At 59.7% G+C, this 15,599-nt stretch carries 17 protein-coding genes and 1 pseudogene; 3 read left to right on the top strand and 15 right to left on the bottom strand.

Annotation, left to right across the window (positions count from 1 at the left end; translation table 11 throughout):
* Nucleotides 1–75: 75 nt before the first annotated feature.
* Together PYH37_RS08355 and pepT are read right to left on the bottom strand one after the other, a co-directional pair.
* On the bottom strand, nt 76–339 hold the full coding sequence (locus PYH37_RS08355) for a hypothetical protein (protein ID WP_280730962.1): 264 nt from the start codon (nt 337–339) through the stop codon (nt 76–78).
* Between the two features lie 95 nt (nt 340–434).
* Nucleotides 435–1,667, bottom strand: coding sequence for a peptidase T (gene pepT, locus PYH37_RS08350; protein ID WP_280730961.1), 1,233 nt, complete (start codon nt 1,665–1,667; stop codon nt 435–437).
* A 263-nt stretch (nt 1,668–1,930) separates the two neighbouring features.
* Between pepT and PYH37_RS08345 the strand changes: the two genes are divergently transcribed.
* Nucleotides 1,931–2,140 carry a dodecin gene (locus PYH37_RS08345; protein WP_280730960.1) on the top strand — a complete coding sequence of 70 codons (210 nt, stop codon included), beginning with the start codon at nt 1,931–1,933 and terminating at the stop codon, nt 2,138–2,140.
* Nucleotides 2,141–2,377: 237 nt separating this feature from the next.
* On the opposite strand, the gene PYH37_RS08340 is transcribed toward PYH37_RS08345, so the two are convergent.
* The 3 genes from PYH37_RS08340 to PYH37_RS08330 form a co-directional block, all read right to left on the bottom strand.
* The gene (locus tag PYH37_RS08340) at nt 2,378–3,559 is read right to left on the bottom strand and encodes an MFS transporter (RefSeq protein WP_280730959.1); all 1,182 of its coding nucleotides are present in this window, start codon (nt 3,557–3,559) and stop codon (nt 2,378–2,380) included.
* Between the two features lie 682 nt (nt 3,560–4,241).
* Nucleotides 4,242–4,394, bottom strand: coding sequence for a hypothetical protein (locus PYH37_RS08335; RefSeq protein WP_280730958.1), 153 nt, complete (start codon nt 4,392–4,394; stop codon nt 4,242–4,244).
* Between the two features lie 217 nt (nt 4,395–4,611).
* The gene (locus tag PYH37_RS08330; RefSeq protein WP_280730957.1) at nt 4,612–5,118 is read right to left on the bottom strand and encodes a ferritin-like domain-containing protein; all 507 of its coding nucleotides are present in this window, start codon (nt 5,116–5,118) and stop codon (nt 4,612–4,614) included.
* A 140-nt stretch (nt 5,119–5,258) separates the two neighbouring features.
* Here PYH37_RS08330 and PYH37_RS08325 point away from each other — a divergent pair, with 140 nt between their 5' ends.
* Both PYH37_RS08325 and PYH37_RS08320 read left to right on the top strand, forming a co-directional pair.
* A complete protein-coding gene (locus tag PYH37_RS08325) occupies nt 5,259–6,458 on the top strand; it encodes an IS256 family transposase (RefSeq protein WP_280730956.1) in 1,200 nt (399 codons plus the stop codon).
* 483 nt (nt 6,459–6,941) lie between these two features.
* Complete coding sequence (locus PYH37_RS08320) at nt 6,942–7,217, top strand: hypothetical protein (protein ID WP_280730955.1); 276 nt, start codon at nt 6,942–6,944, stop codon at nt 7,215–7,217.
* Here the strand turns inward: PYH37_RS08320 and PYH37_RS08315 are convergent.
* The 10 genes and pseudogenes from PYH37_RS08315 to PYH37_RS08270 form a co-directional block, all read right to left on the bottom strand.
* Nucleotides 7,191–7,539 (bottom strand): annotated as a pseudogene (locus PYH37_RS08315) (LLM class flavin-dependent oxidoreductase); the annotation flags it as partial. The gene PYH37_RS08320 and the pseudogene PYH37_RS08315 overlap by 27 nt on opposite strands.
* A complete protein-coding gene (locus PYH37_RS08310) occupies nt 7,536–9,170 on the bottom strand; it encodes an alpha-amylase family protein (protein ID WP_280730954.1) in 1,635 nt (544 codons plus the stop codon). The pseudogene PYH37_RS08315 and the gene PYH37_RS08310, both read right to left, overlap by 4 nt.
* A gap of 164 nt (nt 9,171–9,334) precedes the next feature.
* A complete protein-coding gene (locus PYH37_RS08305) occupies nt 9,335–9,745 on the bottom strand; it encodes a DUF1236 domain-containing protein (protein ID WP_280730953.1) in 411 nt (136 codons plus the stop codon).
* Nucleotides 9,746–10,001: 256 nt separating this feature from the next.
* Nucleotides 10,002–10,250, bottom strand: coding sequence for a DUF982 domain-containing protein (locus PYH37_RS08300; protein ID WP_425336050.1), 249 nt, complete (start codon nt 10,248–10,250; stop codon nt 10,002–10,004).
* A gap of 121 nt (nt 10,251–10,371) precedes the next feature.
* Entirely contained in the window at nt 10,372–12,000 is a 1,629-nt protein-coding gene (groL, locus tag PYH37_RS08295) for a chaperonin GroEL (protein WP_280730952.1), read from the bottom strand.
* Nucleotides 12,001–12,053: 53 nt separating this feature from the next.
* Nucleotides 12,054–12,368: a co-chaperone GroES gene (gene groES, locus PYH37_RS08290; protein WP_280730951.1), complete on the bottom strand. Its 315-nt coding sequence runs from the start codon at nt 12,366–12,368 to the stop codon at nt 12,054–12,056.
* Nucleotides 12,369–12,542: 174 nt separating this feature from the next.
* Nucleotides 12,543–13,496 carry an IS481 family transposase gene (locus tag PYH37_RS08285; RefSeq protein ID WP_280730950.1) on the bottom strand — a complete coding sequence of 318 codons (954 nt, stop codon included), beginning with the start codon at nt 13,494–13,496 and terminating at the stop codon, nt 12,543–12,545.
* 222 nt (nt 13,497–13,718) lie between these two features.
* Nucleotides 13,719–13,919 (bottom strand): hypothetical protein, encoded by a 201-nt coding sequence (locus PYH37_RS08280; protein ID WP_280730949.1) that lies wholly within the window; start codon nt 13,917–13,919, stop codon nt 13,719–13,721.
* Nucleotides 13,901–14,134 (bottom strand): hypothetical protein, encoded by a 234-nt coding sequence (locus PYH37_RS08275; RefSeq protein WP_280730948.1) that lies wholly within the window; start codon nt 14,132–14,134, stop codon nt 13,901–13,903. Before PYH37_RS08275 ends, PYH37_RS08280 begins: the two co-directional genes overlap by 19 nt.
* 204 nt (nt 14,135–14,338) lie before the next feature.
* On the bottom strand, nt 14,339–15,535 hold the full coding sequence (locus tag PYH37_RS08270) for a multidrug effflux MFS transporter (protein WP_280730947.1): 1,197 nt from the start codon (nt 15,533–15,535) through the stop codon (nt 14,339–14,341).
* Between the last annotated feature and the right edge of the window lie 64 nt (nt 15,536–15,599).

Below are 15,599 nucleotides of genomic sequence, written 5' to 3'. Positions count from 1 at the left end.
ATAGCGAAGCCGGCGTGACCAGAGGCGGAAACCCGCTTTCGGTAAGGGATCTGCTCCTGGTGAGCGGTTTCCGCATCACGGTTTCGGCGGCTTCACTTCGCCAAAGCGTGTCTCTTCGCGTGACGGATCATCGGCGATGGATCTCTCCTCCCGATCATTTGGAAGGGCTTCGTCGCTATCGATGTTCGCCTCATCTCTGCTGCGGACTGGCGGCACGCGGCCTTGATCCACGGGCTTCGGATCATCGCTATCGGGCACATTCTCCGCAGATGCGACGATGTCTTCGCCGGCCGGGTCCGGCGATCTGCGGCTGAGTTCTTTTAGCTTGCTCTTTGCCATTGTCCCTTTCCTCTTTGCTATGTGAGGAAAGCCCATGCCGGCAATTTGTTCCCTCCTGCCGCGCCGCGCTGAAAAGCGTCCCGAGCGCGTTTCGCCTAAGCGCGCTCCTGCCAAATTTTTGCCAGTTCGACGAGCGTGGTCACGGCCTTCTCCATATCCTGCCGGCTGATCCATTCGAGCGGCGAATGGAACGCATGTCCGCCGGCGAAGATATTGGCACAGGGCAGGCCCATGAACGAAAGCCGCGATCCGTCGGTGCCGCCCCGGATGCTGCCGCGTACCGGCAGCATGCCGGCGCGTCGGACTGCCTCGATGGCATTGTCGACGATATCCGGATAACGGTCGAGCACGGTCTTCATGTTGCGATACTGCTCCTTGACCTCGAATGTAAAGGTGGAGCCAGAATAGTCGGTCATGACAGCCTTCACGATAGATTCAAGCAGTGCTTCCTTCGCGGCAAGCCCGTCATCGCTGAAGTCTCGGACGATAAAACTGAGGATCGCCTTCTCCATCGACCCGGTCACGCCGGTCGGATGAACGAATCCGTCTCTTCCTTCTGTCGTCTCCGGCGCCATGTCCTTTGGCAAACGGGCGATGATCTCGCCGGCGATCTTGATGGCGTTCTCCATTTTTCCCTTGGCAAAGCCGGGATGGATCGCGACGCCTTGAAGGGAGATCTCGACGCTGTCGGCCGAGAATGTCTCATCCTCGATATGACCGGCCGTTTCGCCATCGACGGTATAGGCGAACTGCGCCCCGAGCTTTGCCAGGTCGACCTTGTCGACTCCACGCCCGATTTCCTCGTCCGTGGTAAACAGGAGCCTGATTGTCCCATGCTTGATGTCCGGATTGGCGATCAGGATCTGCGCCGCCGTGATGATTTCGGCAATGCCGGCCTTGTCGTCGGCGCCAAGCAGCGTCGTACCGTCGGTCGTGATGATGTCGTTGCCGATTTGGTCACGGAGTGCCGGATTGTCCCTGACGCGAATGATCTGTTGCGGATCGCCCGAAAGCCTGATGTCGCCGCCGCCGTAGTTCCGCACCACCTTTGGCTTGACGTCCGTTCCGGTGAAGTCGGGTGCGGTATCCATGTGCGAGCAAAAGCAAATGACCGGTACCGGCTTGTCGACATTGGACGGAATGGTCGCATAGACGTAGCCGTGCTCGTCGAGATGGGCATCAGACAAACCGATTGCAAGCAACTCCTGGACGAGCATGCGGCCTAGGTTCTTCTGCTTCTCGGTGGAGGGCTGTGTTGATGATCTGGGATCCGATTGGGTGTCGATGACGACGTAACGAAGGAAGCGGTCGGTAACAGTGTCGGTCATGAGAGGGTCCAATGCTGCTCATCGAATAGGAAGCGCTATAGCTTTCGCCGGCGTCGCCGTGAATTGCATTTTCGATTCTTCGACGCGTTTTGTCGGCATCACAGCGATTTCGCATGCCTCGGCTGGCGGTTCCAAACGAAGGGGCGCATGATCGCCTGACGGCGATGGTGCGAAGTCATCGCTGTTGAACTGCGACAGTTATCGCCATCCAAGCGAGGCGATTTTTAGACCCAAGATCAATCAGAACCTTTCAGGAGGATATGGTGAGCGGGCACGTCTACAAGAAAATCGAGCTGATCGGAAGTTCGCCGAACTCGATTAACGAGGCCATCGAAACGGCGATATCACGAGCCTCCAAGACCACGCGTAACCTCGACTGGTTTGAAGTCGATCAAATTCGCGGACAAATCGTCAATGGTGCAGTGGCGCACTATCAGGTCGTGATGAAAGTCGGATTCCGCATCGAAGAGTAACGCGCAAGGACGGTATTCATTGCCGTTGGCGCATAGCGCCGCGCGTCTTTTCAGGCGCACAAAGGCGCGGCAGTGGTTTGAATTGCTGCGTGGTCCTTAAATCGGCTCCGATTTAGGAACCACGCAGTCGTTTCGTCGGCACTGAACCATGTCGTCGAGGACGCGCAGGGGAAGCCGTCATTCGCCGCGATATAGCCGAAGGCTAGCCTGGCACTTGAGCGCCAGGACTTAGGAGTATCAGGCAGTCTGTAAGGCCGGAACGGAGCGCCGGTCGAGGGCGCCGCTCCAGATTGTCAGAAGCAGCGCGCCGGCCACGAGGATGGCACCCACCCACGGCGTTGCGCCGAGGCCGAGAGCGGAGTCGACCACTATGCCACCGAGCCAGGCACCAAGCGCGATGCCGAGGTTGAAGGCAGCGATGTTGAGTGCCGAGGCGACGTCGACGGCACCGGGACGGTGTTCCTCGGCAAGCTGCACGACGTAGAGCTGCAGGCCGGGAACATTGGCGAAGGACAGAAATCCGAGCGCGGCAAGCGTCACCAGCGTCAAGATCGGCGAGACGGCGGTGAATGAGAAGGCTACGAGCACCAGACTCTGGAGGATGAAAAGCCCGATCAGCGCCCTGATCGGGTCTTTATTGGCGATCTTGCCGCCCGCGATGTTGCCGATGGCTATGGCGAGGCCGTAAAGCACCAGAATCAGGCTGACGCTCTGCTCGGAAAAGCCGGTGATCTCTTGCAGGATCGGCGCCAGGAAGGTGAAGGTGACGAAGGTGCCGCCATAGCCGAGACCGGTCATGGCGAAGACGATGAGCAGGCGGCCGGAACCGAGCACGCGGACCTGGTCGAGAAGACTTGCCGGAGCGGCTTTCGAAAGCGTGCTCGGAAGCAGTGCGGCGATGCCGGCAAAGGCCAAGACGCCGAGGGCGGTAACAGCCCAGAAAGTCGCGCGCCAGCCGAACATCTGGCCAATATGGGTGCCGATCGGCACGCCCGTGACGATCGCGACGGTGAGCCCCATGAACATCATGGCGATGGCTGAGGCGCGGCGGTTTTCCGGCACCAGGTCGGCGGCGATCGTCGAGCCGACGGAGAAGAATACCCCGTGAGCGAAGGCGGCAAGTACGCGAGCGACCAGGAGCACTTCATAATTTGGCGAGAGGGCCGCTACCGTATTGCCGAGAATGAACAGCGCCATCAGACCGAGCAGCAGCGGCCTGCGCTCGATCCTGCCGGTAAGCGCCGTCAGGATCGGCGCGCCGAAGGTAACCCCGAGCGCATAAACGCTGACGATGAGGCCGGCGAGCGGCAGCGTGATGTTGAGGTCGCTGGCGACGGTGGGCAAAAGGCCGACGATCACGAATTCGGTGGTTCCGATCGCATAGGCCGCGATGGTCAATGCAAAAATGGCTAGAGGCATGGCAAATCCGTTTCCGCCCGCCGTTCACAACGTGAACCGGGACTTGAATAGGAACATTGGGAGCGATTGATCTTTCGCGGTGCAATATGAGGCGGCCCGACCGTACTGATAAGCGCCTGTCCGGTCGCAGCGCTTGTGAATGAAATTCACGAATGTGCGGAAGCAGAACTGCAGTTCGCCGTCTGCCTTCGGCGATGATCAATGACTTCGATTATTACAATTTCCCGCTTCAACTTCCGCCGCTCAACGCCGGTCTGGCCGCTCGATCACGGCTCGCCTAAGGCATTCATGGCGAGGTGAGAAAACGCTTCGGGACAAGCCAGCTCTTTGCAACACGTCGATAGGCAGGTTTCGTCGGGCCTTCGGCAGGTGGGATCCGGTTGTTTCCGGCATACTCGTCACCCCGCTGTCGAACCGGGCGACAACCAGACCAATCCGCTCCAGCGCAGCCAAGGCCGGAAAAATGAAGCGGCGGACGAAGTTGAGACGAAGCGAAATGATCGTGGCGATCACCGCTCAGCCCTGTTCATACGATGATTCGGCTCGAGGGCGGGAAAAGCAGGTACACCTCCAATGGGCTCCTGACCGGGGGCAGCCGTTCCGCACCGGTGAAAAGTTCGTTCATCATTGAGGAGCCCGTGACCGGATGACGGGCTCTGGGTTGTTCCTATCGCACCGTCTCTCAGATGGCTTTTATCATTTCATGCAGGTCCGCCGCTCTTCTGACGCCTGACTGATAAAGATGGATAATGCTCCTTGCGAGTTCATCGGCCTCGCTGCTATCCGCTGACAGCTTTCTGTCCTCCAACGCTTTGTCGAGCACGTTCTGCAGCATCGAGAGCTCGTTCGGAAGAATAGGGCTGGGGTGGAATTTACTAGATGGATACATGGCTCGATCTCCTCTCAAGGGGCGATTTCGGACACATGTCCGTGGCGCCCGGGTAAATCTGCCCGGTACTTGAAGAGTGTACTCTCGATCGAGGTAGTGGCGACTCCCTAGAAGTAGCGAATCCGCGACGGCTCCCGTGTCGGTGGCCCCAAGTCCGCCTGGTTTAATGTTTTGCGGTGAGATTGTGATCGACTCGGCCCAAGAATGCCCGGGTGATCGCAGTGGAATGCTGACTAAGCCAATCGGCCATCGCCATCTCCTGCTGGAGAATGGTTTCGCAGACGCGTTTTGTTTCCCGGTCGCCAGCATATTCGGCCGCGGCAATCAGGATCTTGTAGGTTGCGATTTCCATGTGCTCGAACGTATAGCCGGTGAGCGATCCTTTCACGACCTCGTCGCTGACGAAATGGCCGCTCAAGCCCTGTCCGAAGGCCACGATCTTGCCGCCGAGGTCCTTAAGGGTCGAAGCTCCGCCGTCGACCCGCTCGAGGCAGTGTTCAATCATCGCCACCTGGTCGCGCGTTTCCTCCAAATGCTTGTCTATCCTGGCTTTGAGCTGCGGATAGTTTTTCAGCCGCCTGGACTGATTGCTGAGCATGGTGATCGCCTGCTCTTCCATTGCATGCGCGTCCTTGAGCCAGGTCTGCAAATGTTCTGTCGCGGTACGCATGACATGTCCTTTCCTGTTCGGTCGCGACCGAACTTGGATCGTGTCCCGGGAGGTGGTGTAGGTCCTGAGGTTTAGGCGGCCATCAGTGTTTTCCATTTAGGGTCGGGTTGTTCAAGACCAACCTGATGGAAAGATCACCGATGACCAATGACATGATGACCGTGCGCTCGCTTGTTGAGAAGAGCGCCGATGCGGATTTGTTGCGCGAGATGATTGGCTTTGCGGCCGAGCGGTTGATGGAGCTGGAGGTTGGCGGCGCCACCGGTGCTGGTTTCGGTGAGAAGAGCCCGATGCGGCTCGCCCAGCGCAACGGCTACCGTGACCGCGATTGGGAGACGCGCGCCGGAACCGTCGAACTGCGCATTCCCAAGTTGCGCAAGGGTAGCTATTTCCCAAGCTTTCTAGAGCCGCGTCGAATGGCAGAGAAAGCTCTGACGGCCGTCATTCAGGAAGCCTACATTCAAGGCATCTCGACGCGCTCGGTTGATGATCTGGTCAAGGCCATGGGCATGAGCGGTATCTCCAAGAGCCAGGTGTCGCGGCTATGCGAGGAGATCGACGTCAAGGTGAAGGCCTTCCTCGACAGGCCGATTGAGGGCGATTGGCCCTATCTCTGGATCGATGCCACCTATCTGAAGGTCCGCCGCGGTGGGCGCATCGTTTCCGTTGCCGTCATCATCGCCGTCGGCGTCAACAGCGACGGCCGGCGTGAGGTTCTGGGCATGGAAGTCGGCACGTCCGAAGCCGAGCCGATCTGGACGGAGTTCCTGCGCCGGCTGACCCGCCGAGGTCTGCGCGGTGTGAAGCTCGTCGTCTCCGATGCGCATGAAGGCCTCAAGGCCGCCGTCACCAAGGTTCTCAGCGCCACCTGGCAAAGATGCCGGGTCCACTTCATGAGAAACGTTCTGGCGCATGCCGGCAAGAGCGGCCGGCGGGTCGTCTCCGCCTTCATCGCAACGGCCTTTGCCCAGGAGACCCCGGAGGCAGCCAGCGCTCAATGGCGCAGCGTCGCCGATCAGATCCGGCCGAAAGTTCCAAAGCTCGCCACCATCATGGACAACGCTGAAGAGGATGTGCTCGCCTACATGACCTTCCCGAAAGAGCACCGGGCAAAGCTGCATTCGACGAATCCAATCGAGCGTCTCAACGGCGAAATCAAGCGACGCACCGAGGTCGTCGGCATCTTTCCGAACGACGAAGCCATCGTCCGTCTCGTCGGCGCACTGCTGCTCGAACAGAATGACGAATGGGCCGTCCAACGCGCCCGGTACCTGACACTTGAGACCATGGCGCAAATGAGCGATGATCCGCAAATCAGTCTGCCCGCTGTGGCCCGCTGATATCCCTCCGGCTCTATGTCGGAAAGCACGGCCATCAGCCGCGACCTACACCACCTCCCGGGACGATCCGAACTTGAATTGAAATGTTCCGATAGGCGCTGGCACCAGGACTTCGGCGAGATACTCCATCATGAGCAGTGCCCGCCGCACTGCGGGCACTGCTCCATGGAAGACTTCGTCGCTCGGTATGTGACGGGCGACGCAAGTAAACTCCTGTGGACCGCCAAGGTTCCGAGGGGCGGAGCGGCCGCAGGCACGCGGCTACTTCAACCAAGGGAACTGGCATCTTCTTGTATTAGTAGGATTGAATTGCGGCGGGGCGAAACCGGATAGCCTTGGAACATGCTGGCAAGCCATCGGTTCGATAGGTCTGCGCTGCCTCGCTCACCCTTGGCGACGAGGAACAACTGCCCGCGACGTTCATTTGACCCTGGAAGGCGAGTTGGGCACAGGCCTGCGAAGTCACAGCAATGGAGAACGAAAATGGAGCATTCGCACGCGATTTCCGGACCCCGTCAGGCCTCCGATTATCCGGGCAGGCAAGCCGATTGCGTCGCAGCCCTCAGGCCGGCTGTAGCCGATCTGGCGACAACATCTCAAGAAAGCATCGTTGCGGCAATTGGCGGAGAGCTGACCGACGATCTGCTCGCGCTCGCCCATCGTGCAGAGAAGGCAGGATGGACATTCGAGGAGGCGTCGGCGGCGATCGAGACCCTCGCACGAGAATATGAGGGCGCCAAGGGGACCGTTTTCGACTGAGGGTTCGCCGCTGCCGAGCGCCAGCCAGGCGAGGCGCTCCGGGAAGATCTGCGCGAGGTCGCGCCGGCTTGGCGGAAAATTTATGGGATGGCATCGCCAGCCGCACGGAACGGTTGCCAGACCGAAGGACAGGCTCGTCGCCTGAAGCACTGCGCCGAGCCACGCCCAGGCAAAACCGGGACTGGCCCTGGCGCTCGTTCCAGGGCGCCAGGTGATCCGACGACATGACGCAATCGAAGCCCGCCCGCTCCGCTGCCGCCACCCAGCTTAGGAGGTCGCGAGGCGTAAATTGTTCGTGAGACGCGTGATTTTTGCCATTCAGGACTCCAGCGCGGTATAGAGCCAGGCGTGCCCATAAGGGCCGAGCGTGACGGCGAGCTGCCTGTCGCAAACAACGACCCCGCACTCCCCGACAATGCAGGCAAAATCGCTATCGAACCTTCCGGGCAAGTCGAGACTGGCTTCGATTGCTTCGTCCGCGAGGTTGTGCACGGCGACGAGTAATTCCGTGCCGCGGGAATAGGCCGAGGCGAAGAGCGCCGGATGATCGGCACGAAGGGGCAGGAGCCGGCCCTTATAGAAGATGTCGTGTCTTCGACGGGCGAAGATCAATTGCCTGGCGTGGTTCAAAAGAGACGTCGGGTCCTTAAGCTGATCGGCGACGTTTACGCGCTTGAAGGAGAAGGCGCCTGTGGAGATCGGGCGCTGAAGCAGCTCGTTGCTTGCGGCATTCGAAAAGCCGCCGTTCTTGCCCTCGTTCCATTGCATGAGAACCCTCACTGCCTCGCGGCCGGGAAGCGAAAGGTCGTCGCCAATGCCGATCTCGTCGCCGTAAAGAAGGAGCGGTACGCCGGGCGCCGACAGCAAGAGGCTGAGGGCAAGCGCGATCCTTTTCTGGTCGCCTTCCAACAGAGGGGCAAGCCGCCGCCTTATTCCCCTGCCATAAATTCGCATGCTCTCTTTTGGTGCGAACTCGGCATAGATTCTTTCCTGAATATCGGCGGGCAGGCGGGCGAGGTTGAGCTCGTCGAGGTTTCGGAGGAAATTTGCCCACCCGCAGCGCGGTGGTGGCTCGGGCAGAAGAGCAAGAGCCTCGTGGATGACATTCGCCTCCCGCTGTGCAAGGGCGCCGAAAAGAGCGCCGCTCAGGATGAAATTGAGCAGCAGATCAAGCTTGCTTTCGCCAAAGTAATCCCGCAAGGCATCGGGCGCGAGGTCGACTTCGCCGAGCAGGAGCGCGTCAGGCCGCCTGGCGTTGAGCAGCTCGCGGATCTCTCGAAGAAAACCATGCGGGTCGCGGGGATTTGCATGCTCGATGCCGGTTTCCCCTATGACGAAAGGTGCGGCATCCACCCGAAAGCCGTCCACATTGAGCGCAAGCCAATAGTCGACAACGGCCAGAATCTCTTGGAGCACGGCAGGATTCGCGGTGTTCAGGTCGGGCTGAAAATGGCGGAACTTGTGAAAATAATACGCCTGGGCGATTTCGTCATAGGTCCAGACGCTGTTTTCCTCGCCCGGAAATGCCGTTTCGTTGTCCGCCTCGACCGGAGGCGGGTGTTCGGACCAGACGTAATAATCCCGGAAACGGCATTTCGGATCACGCTTGGCCGCCTCAAACCAGGGATGTTTCGTCGATGTGTGATTGACGGCGAGATCGATGATCACGCGAATGCCTTGCTCACCGGCAGCATGAAGAAATCCTAAGAAATCCTCGAGAGTGCCGACGCGAGGATCGACGGAATAATAGTCGCTGATGTCATAACCGTTATCTGCGAAAGGTGACTTGAAGAAAGGCGAGAGCCAGATGCAATTGATTCCGAGATCATGGAGGTAGGTCACGCGCGAGGTGAGACCCGTAAAATCGCCTATCCCATCGCCGTTTCCGTCGGCGAAGCGCTTGACGTCGATGCCATAGATAACCGCGCCTGCGAACCAGGGGACCTCTTCCATCAATCAGCTCCTGGGCTATCGCTTGGACGTTCTGGCTCACGCGGCTTTGCCGCTGTCGAAGCGCGCGAACTGAACGAATACTGAAATGTCTGCCTCGATCACGGCGCCATAATGTTTGCTTGTAAGAAACCCGGCGAACTTGGCTCGCCGGGTTTCCGCTCGATCTATTGCACGATCTGAACGACCGTGCGTGTCTGCGGATCAACAATGACCCGCTGCTGGTTGACGACCGCATAGGCGTATCGAGTGTCTTCCGGTATCGGATTGAGGACAACCGTTTGTGGCAGCCGTTTTCCGACCACCACCTGCTCCTGAATGACGACCGGCTGCGGAGGGGCAGGCTGTGCCTGCACGTAAGCAATCACCGGCGCGGGAGGAGGATCGATTGCTGTGCCCGCAATCGCGCCTGCGACGCCACCGACTGCCGCGCCGACAGGTCCACCGATAATCGCCCCGGTGACCGCTCCGCCGGCTGCGCCTGTTACGGCACTCCTTCTAGAGGTGTCTTGCGCCGTGGCGGCAACGGTCATCGAACCAAGTAATGCTGCGGAAAGTACAAGAAGCTTCGCATTCATACCGTTCTCCTTTGCGTTTATTTGTAATGAAGACAAAATGCGCCGCTCAGGCTATTGTTCCTTGTTTAAATATAAGTGATCTGCTCACGTTACATAAACTTGAGACATGTCATGTGAGGATATGATGATGGCGGATTTGTTGGCGTATGTCCTGGAGACTATTTTTGTCAACGCAACGAGAGAAGGGGATGCTCCGAGGATTTCGGCTCTCAACTGGTCGGAGATCGCGCATCGTTACCTTCTACATTGAGCCTCATCACGTCAGCGCTCTGCTTGTTGAAGGCATGCCGAATGCGCGCATTTCTCGCGGGCGGGGGCCGACAACGGCGTCTGCGTTTTCTATGAGGAGATCGACCTTTGTGACGAACGCGTTGAATCGTCCGCGAGCGGTCTCAGCATCGATCTCGCCGACAAGAGCTGCCCTGCAGGCATTGAGGGCAATCGCGTGGGCTGTGTTCCGCTTCGACGACGGCCACTCACCCGGAAGACCAGGCTTTCTGTGCACTTCGAATTTCCGTCGTTCGTCTCCCGGGTGATGCCCTGACCTCCTGGAGTCGAAAGACGACACAGCGCCGTGCGTCTAGGGACGCACGGCGCCGTGTTCGGTGCGGCCACCGCCGCTGTCGTCAGAAGTCCATGCCGCCCGGCGGCATCGCCGGAGCGGGCGCTTCCTTCTTCGGCTTCTCGGCCACCATAGCCTCCGTGGTCACGAGCAGACCAGCAACCGACGCGGCGTCCTGGAGTGCCGTGCGCACAACCTTCACGGGGTCGATGACCCCCTGCGTGTAGAGGTCGCCGAATTCGTTGGTCTGTGCATTCCAGCCATAGCCAAAATCGGCTGCCTCGCGCAGCTTGCCGACGATGATCGAGCCTTCGGCGCCCGCATTCTCGGCGATTTGACGCACCGGAGCTTCGAGCGCGCGGCGAACCATTTCGACGCCGTGCCTCTGGTCGACATTGTCGGTCTGCACCCTGTCCAGTGCCTTGACGGCTCTCAGCAAGGCAACGCCGCCGCCGGGCAGGACGCCTTCCTCGACCGCAGCTCGGGTTGCGTGCATCGCATCGTCGACGCGGTCCTTGCGTTCCTTCACCTCGACCTCGGTCGAGCCGCCGACACGAATGACGGCGACGCCGCCGGCCAGCTTTGCAAGTCGCTCCTGCAGCTTCTCGCGGTCATAGTCGGAGGTCGTCTCCTCTATCTGCGCCTTGATCTGGGCAATCCGTCCCTGGATCTCCTCCTTGGAGCCGGCGCCATCCACAATGGTCGTGTTTTCCTTTTCCACGACAATCTTCTTGGCGCGACCGAGCATGTCGAGCGTGACGTTTTCGAGCTTGATGCCGAGATCCTCGGAGATCGTGCTGCCGCCGGTCAGGACGGCGATATCCTCCAGCATGGCCTTGCGGCGATCGCCGAAACCGGGCGCCTTGACCGCTGCGACCTTGAGCCCGCCGCGCAGTTTGTTGACGACCAAGGTGGCGAGCGCCTCGCCCTCAACGTCCTCGGCAATAATCAGAAGCGGCTTGCCGGACTGCACGACGGCTTCGAGTACTGGAAGCATCGCCTGCAGGTTGGATAGCTTCTTCTCATGGATGAGCACGTAAGGCTCCTCCAGCTCGACGCGCATCTTCTCCTGATTGGTGATGAAATAGGGCGAGAGATAACCGCGGTCGAATTGCATGCCTTCGACCACCTCGAGTTCGGTCTCTGCGGTCTTGGCCTCCTCGACGGTGATGACGCCTTCGTTGCCGACCCTTTCCATCGCCTGGGCGAGGAAGCGGCCAATCTCGACATCGCCGTTGGCCGAAATAGTGCCAACCTGCGCGATCTCGTCGTTTTTGGTGATCGTGCGGGCGTTCTTCTTTAACTCTTCAACAACGGCATCGACCGCCTTGTCGATGCCCCGCTTGAGGTCCATCGGATTCATGCCGGAGGCGACAGCTTTCGCGCCCTCCTTGACGATGGCTTGAGCCAGAACCGTGGCAGTTGTGGTGCCGTCGCCGGCTACATCACTGGTTTTCGAGGCCACTTCGCGCACCATTTGCGCACCCATGTTCTCGAACTTGTCCTCGAGCTCGATCTCCTTGGCGACGGTTACCCCGTCCTTGGTGATCCGCGGGGCACCGAACGATTTATCGAGCACCACATTGCGGCCTTTAGGGCCGAGGGTGACCTTCACGGCGTTGGCAAGGATATCGACGCCGCGCAACATCTTTTCGCGGGCGTCGGAATGAAATCTCACTTCCTTCGCAGCCATTTTCCTACTCCTTCGATAGGCAGCACTCTTGACTGGTCTTTGTCATCGCCCGCTTACGCGGCGGTCTTGGCTTTCACTTCGGCCTCGATCACGCCCATGACGTCGGATTCCTTCATGATCAGGAAGTCCTCGCCGTTGAGCCTGATCTCCGTGCCGGACCATTTGCCGAACAGGATACGGTCACCGACCTTCACATCGAGCGGTTGCAATTGTCCGGTGTCGTCGCGCGCGCCGGCGCCGGCGGCGATGACCTCGCCCTCCTGCGGTTTCTCTTTTGCGGTGTCGGGAATGATGATGCCGCCCGCCGTCTTTTCCTCGGCTTCGATGCGGCGGACCAGGATACGGTCATGCAAGGGACGGAACGTCATTTCGTTCTCCTTAGGGACAAACAGGCATTGATAGGTTCCCCCGCGCCGCATCCAAAAGCGCATCCGGCGCGGTCGCGCTCCCCTTTCGGCGTCGCGCGCAAATCGATCTGGTTTGCGATTTGTCGTCTTTCAAGAGGTCCGCGGAAAAATTTTAGCACTCTCCCATCGAGAGTGCTAGCTGTGGAGCCTCAACAGGTTGTTCCCGGTCAGACCGAGTCGGCTGATGGGTGGTTTTGAGCCGATACTGCCATGCGGTCTATGCCAATTGTAGCGGTGAAGCCATCGCGGCAGTTCGGCGGTGCGTTCGTCTGAGGTGTTGTAGGCGCGAGCATAGGCCCATTCGCGCAAGCTTGTCTGAATGAAGCGCTCGGCTTTCCCGTTGGTCCTGGGAGTATAGGGCTTGGTGAAGATCTGGCGCAGGCCGAGACGCTTGCAGGCTGCCCGGAAAGTCTTTGACCGGTAGCAGGAACCGTTGTCGGTCATCACGCGCTGCACTTTGACGCCGAGACTGGCGTAATAAGCAACGGCGGCCTCAAGGAAGGCGACAGCGCTGTTCTTGCGCTGATCGGGCATAACTTGGACGAAAGCGACGCGCGAGGCATCGTCGATGCAGACATGGACGCACTCCCAGCCGATGCCGGTGTGACGGTTGATCATGCCAGTTTGTCGTCCGGTGATGCGGTGTCCGACAGAGCCGATCCGGCCGAGCTTCTTGATATCAAGATGGATGAGTTCGCCGGGATGCTCCCGTTCATAGCGGCGCACGGGCTCCGGCTCCAACGCGCTCAGCTTATTCAAGCCCAACCGGCGCAGAATACGGCTCACCGTCGCTGGCGAGACGCCGGCCTCAGCGGCGATCTGTTTGCCCGTCCAGCGCTGGCGGCGCAGCCGTTCGATCGTTTCGATTATCGCCGCAGGCGTCGGCCGGCGCAGTCGATGGGGCCGGGAGGAGCGATCATGCAATCCTGTCAATCCTTCGCGGCGATATCGGTCTATCCACTTCCGAATGGTCCGCAGGCAGACGCCTGCGGCTTTGGCCACGGCCTCCGGCGTCTGCCCGCTCTCGACCTGCCTTACAATTCGCTCTCGACCGCGCGGCGTCAGCCGCGCATTCTTGTGGATGTTCATCCGGTCCTCCGAGAATCACTGAAGCTTCGACAACCTCAGCTTTCCCGGTCTGGGCCGGATGGACAACCTACTGAAAGCTCACAGCTAGCTACCTGTATTTACAGCAGTAATCGGATAGCGCGTGCCTCGCGTCGGATATCGCCTTGCCGCGCGATATTCAAAGAAGCAAGTCGCTCGTGCTCGGCGTGACGATGAGCGGCTTGTTGATGTGGACAAGTGGACTTACGGACCGCCGGCCATCGACCCGACGACCACCATCACCACCGCGTCGACGTCGATCTCGCCATTGACGGTGAGCTTGTCTCCAGTTCTGCTCACACGCAGTTTCGACGGATTTTCCGCTGCCTGTCGTTCGAGTTCTTCGACGACGGCCGCGATGGCTTTAGCCTCGAGGTTGCCCTCTTTCAGATGGCTGGTACCCATTTCCAGAAAACGCCTTCCTTGCGCTCGGGATAATGCTTGAATTCGCACTCGAACCGCCGGCTGTAGGAAACAGCAGCAGTCAGCGCCGCTTCCGATGGCGGGTTCATTCCTGTGCCCGGAGCGAACCAGTCTTCCAGGAGATCGTCCGGAACGTAGGCCCCTATCCTCAAGGGAAGATTGGCCAATACGGAGTCCATCTCTTTTGGTGGCGGCATGCGACCCTCCCGACGGGTCCTAACAAGAATGTCGCCCGGAAGTTCCGTCGCTTCGCGTCGTTGTATTCATTCGAGCCCGGGCGCGAGCCTCGGCGAGCGGCCATGCGGCTTGGTCGAATCTGGCGGACGTACACAGCAAGTCCTGTTCGCAAAACGCCCCGTGACGCAGGCGACGGGGCGTTTGCTTCGTGTTCCGGGCGGTTGCTATTCCGCGGCAACGACCCGGCGGCGGCCGATCGTCGCCTGTGTCAGGAAGAATGCCCCAAGCGCGCAGATCGCGATGCCGGCGGCCATGGGCAGAGCGGTGCCGTCGAAAAAGACACTGGCCACGATCATCGCCACCGCAGCCGTAACGAAATGCAACGTTCCCATCAGCGCCGAGGCGGTACCCGCAATCTCACCGTGGTCCTCGAGCGCGAGCACGGCGGAGGTGGGGATGACGAGACCGAGAAAGCCGTAGCCGACGAAAAGGAAGCCCGCCATGACCGGCAGTTGGTTCATGCCGAAGCTCATGACGACGAACATGCTGGCCATCGTGAAGGCGAAAGCCGTCACCGCCATTCGCATGACGCGCACAAGGCCGAAACGCTCGCCGAGCCACCCGGTCGCTTGCGATACGGTGAAGAAAGACACGGCGTTGATGGAGAAGGCGAAGCTATATTGTGTTGGCGTGAGGCCGTAATATTCAATCAGGACGAAGGGCGAGTTCGCCAGATAGACCAGGAAGCTCGATATGCCGAGGCCGCCGATAAAGGTCAGCGTCAGGAAGTTGCGGTCGCCAAGAAGCAGCCGGTAAGCCGCCATGGCGCTGCCGAAGTTGCTTTCCAACCGCTCTTTCTTCGGCCGGGTCTCCTGCAATTGCGTCGCAAGCAGGATCAGGCCGATGAAGGCGGCGATCATCACCGCATAGAACACGCCGCGCCAGCCATAGAATTCGATGACGGCGCTGCCCGTCAGCGGTGCCAGGATCGGAGAAATGCTGAAAACCAGCATAAGAAGCGACATCAGGCGCGCAGCCTGGACGCCAGTGTGCATGTCACGGACAATGGCGCGAGGAATAACCATGCCGGCCGCGCCGCCGATACCCTGAAGGAAGCGAAAGGCAATGAGCGTTTCAATATCGCTTGCCACCGCGCAGCCGATGCTCGCCACGGCAAAAAGGCCGATGCCGAGGTAGAGCGGCGCCTTCCGGCCCCAGATATCCGACAGGGGCCCGTAAACAAGCTGAAAAACGGCAAAGGAGATGAAGAAGGACAAAAGGCTCAATTGCACGACATTGTTTTGCGCGCCGAGATCGTCGCCGATCGAGGGCAGGGCAGGGAGATACATGTCAATCGCAAATGGCCCGATGGCCGATAATAAACCGAGAATGATCGCAGTGCGTAGAAATGGAGCCGTCATGATGATCTCTTTCAGGAACCGCGGAGACAGGCCGGAGGCACCCTTCGGCCCTTCACTGTCGCTA

Source organism: Sinorhizobium numidicum, assembly GCF_029892045.1.
Taxonomy (GTDB): Bacteria; Pseudomonadota; Alphaproteobacteria; order Rhizobiales; family Rhizobiaceae; genus Sinorhizobium; species Sinorhizobium numidicum.
The sequence above is the reverse complement of the archived record's forward strand: the minus strand, read 5'-3'. Positions and strand labels throughout refer to the sequence as shown.

Coding starts and splice junctions, on each gene's coding strand:
- PYH37_RS08355 (WP_280730962.1), bottom strand. CDS start 339: ATGGCAAAGAGCAAGCTAAAAGAACTCAGCCGCAGATCGCCGGACCCG.
- pepT (WP_280730961.1), bottom strand. CDS start 1,667: ATGACCGACACTGTTACCGACCGCTTCCTTCGTTACGTCGTCATCGAC.
- PYH37_RS08340 (WP_280730959.1), bottom strand. CDS start 3,559: ATGCCTCTAGCCATTTTTGCATTGACCATCGCGGCCTATGCGATCGGA.
- PYH37_RS08335 (WP_280730958.1), bottom strand. CDS start 4,394: ATGCTGCAGAACGTGCTCGACAAAGCGTTGGAGGACAGAAAGCTGTCA.
- PYH37_RS08330 (WP_280730957.1), bottom strand. CDS start 5,118: ATGCGTACCGCGACAGAACATTTGCAGACCTGGCTCAAGGACGCGCAT.
- PYH37_RS08325 (WP_280730956.1), top strand. CDS start 5,259: ATGACCAATGACATGATGACCGTGCGCTCGCTTGTTGAGAAGAGCGCC.
- PYH37_RS08320 (WP_280730955.1), top strand. CDS start 6,942: ATGGAGCATTCGCACGCGATTTCCGGACCCCGTCAGGCCTCCGATTAT.
- PYH37_RS08310 (WP_280730954.1), bottom strand. CDS start 9,170: ATGGAAGAGGTCCCCTGGTTCGCAGGCGCGGTTATCTATGGCATCGAC.
- PYH37_RS08305 (WP_280730953.1), bottom strand. CDS start 9,745: ATGAATGCGAAGCTTCTTGTACTTTCCGCAGCATTACTTGGTTCGATG.
- groL (WP_280730952.1), bottom strand. CDS start 12,000: ATGGCTGCGAAGGAAGTGAGATTTCATTCCGACGCCCGCGAAAAGATG.
- groES (WP_280730951.1), bottom strand. CDS start 12,368: ATGACGTTCCGTCCCTTGCATGACCGTATCCTGGTCCGCCGCATCGAA.
- PYH37_RS08285 (WP_280730950.1), bottom strand. CDS start 13,496: ATGAACATCCACAAGAATGCGCGGCTGACGCCGCGCGGTCGAGAGCGA.
- PYH37_RS08280 (WP_280730949.1), bottom strand. CDS start 13,919: ATGGGTACCAGCCATCTGAAAGAGGGCAACCTCGAGGCTAAAGCCATC.
- PYH37_RS08275 (WP_280730948.1), bottom strand. CDS start 14,134: ATGCCGCCACCAAAAGAGATGGACTCCGTATTGGCCAATCTTCCCTTG.
- PYH37_RS08270 (WP_280730947.1), bottom strand. CDS start 15,535: ATGACGGCTCCATTTCTACGCACTGCGATCATTCTCGGTTTATTATCG.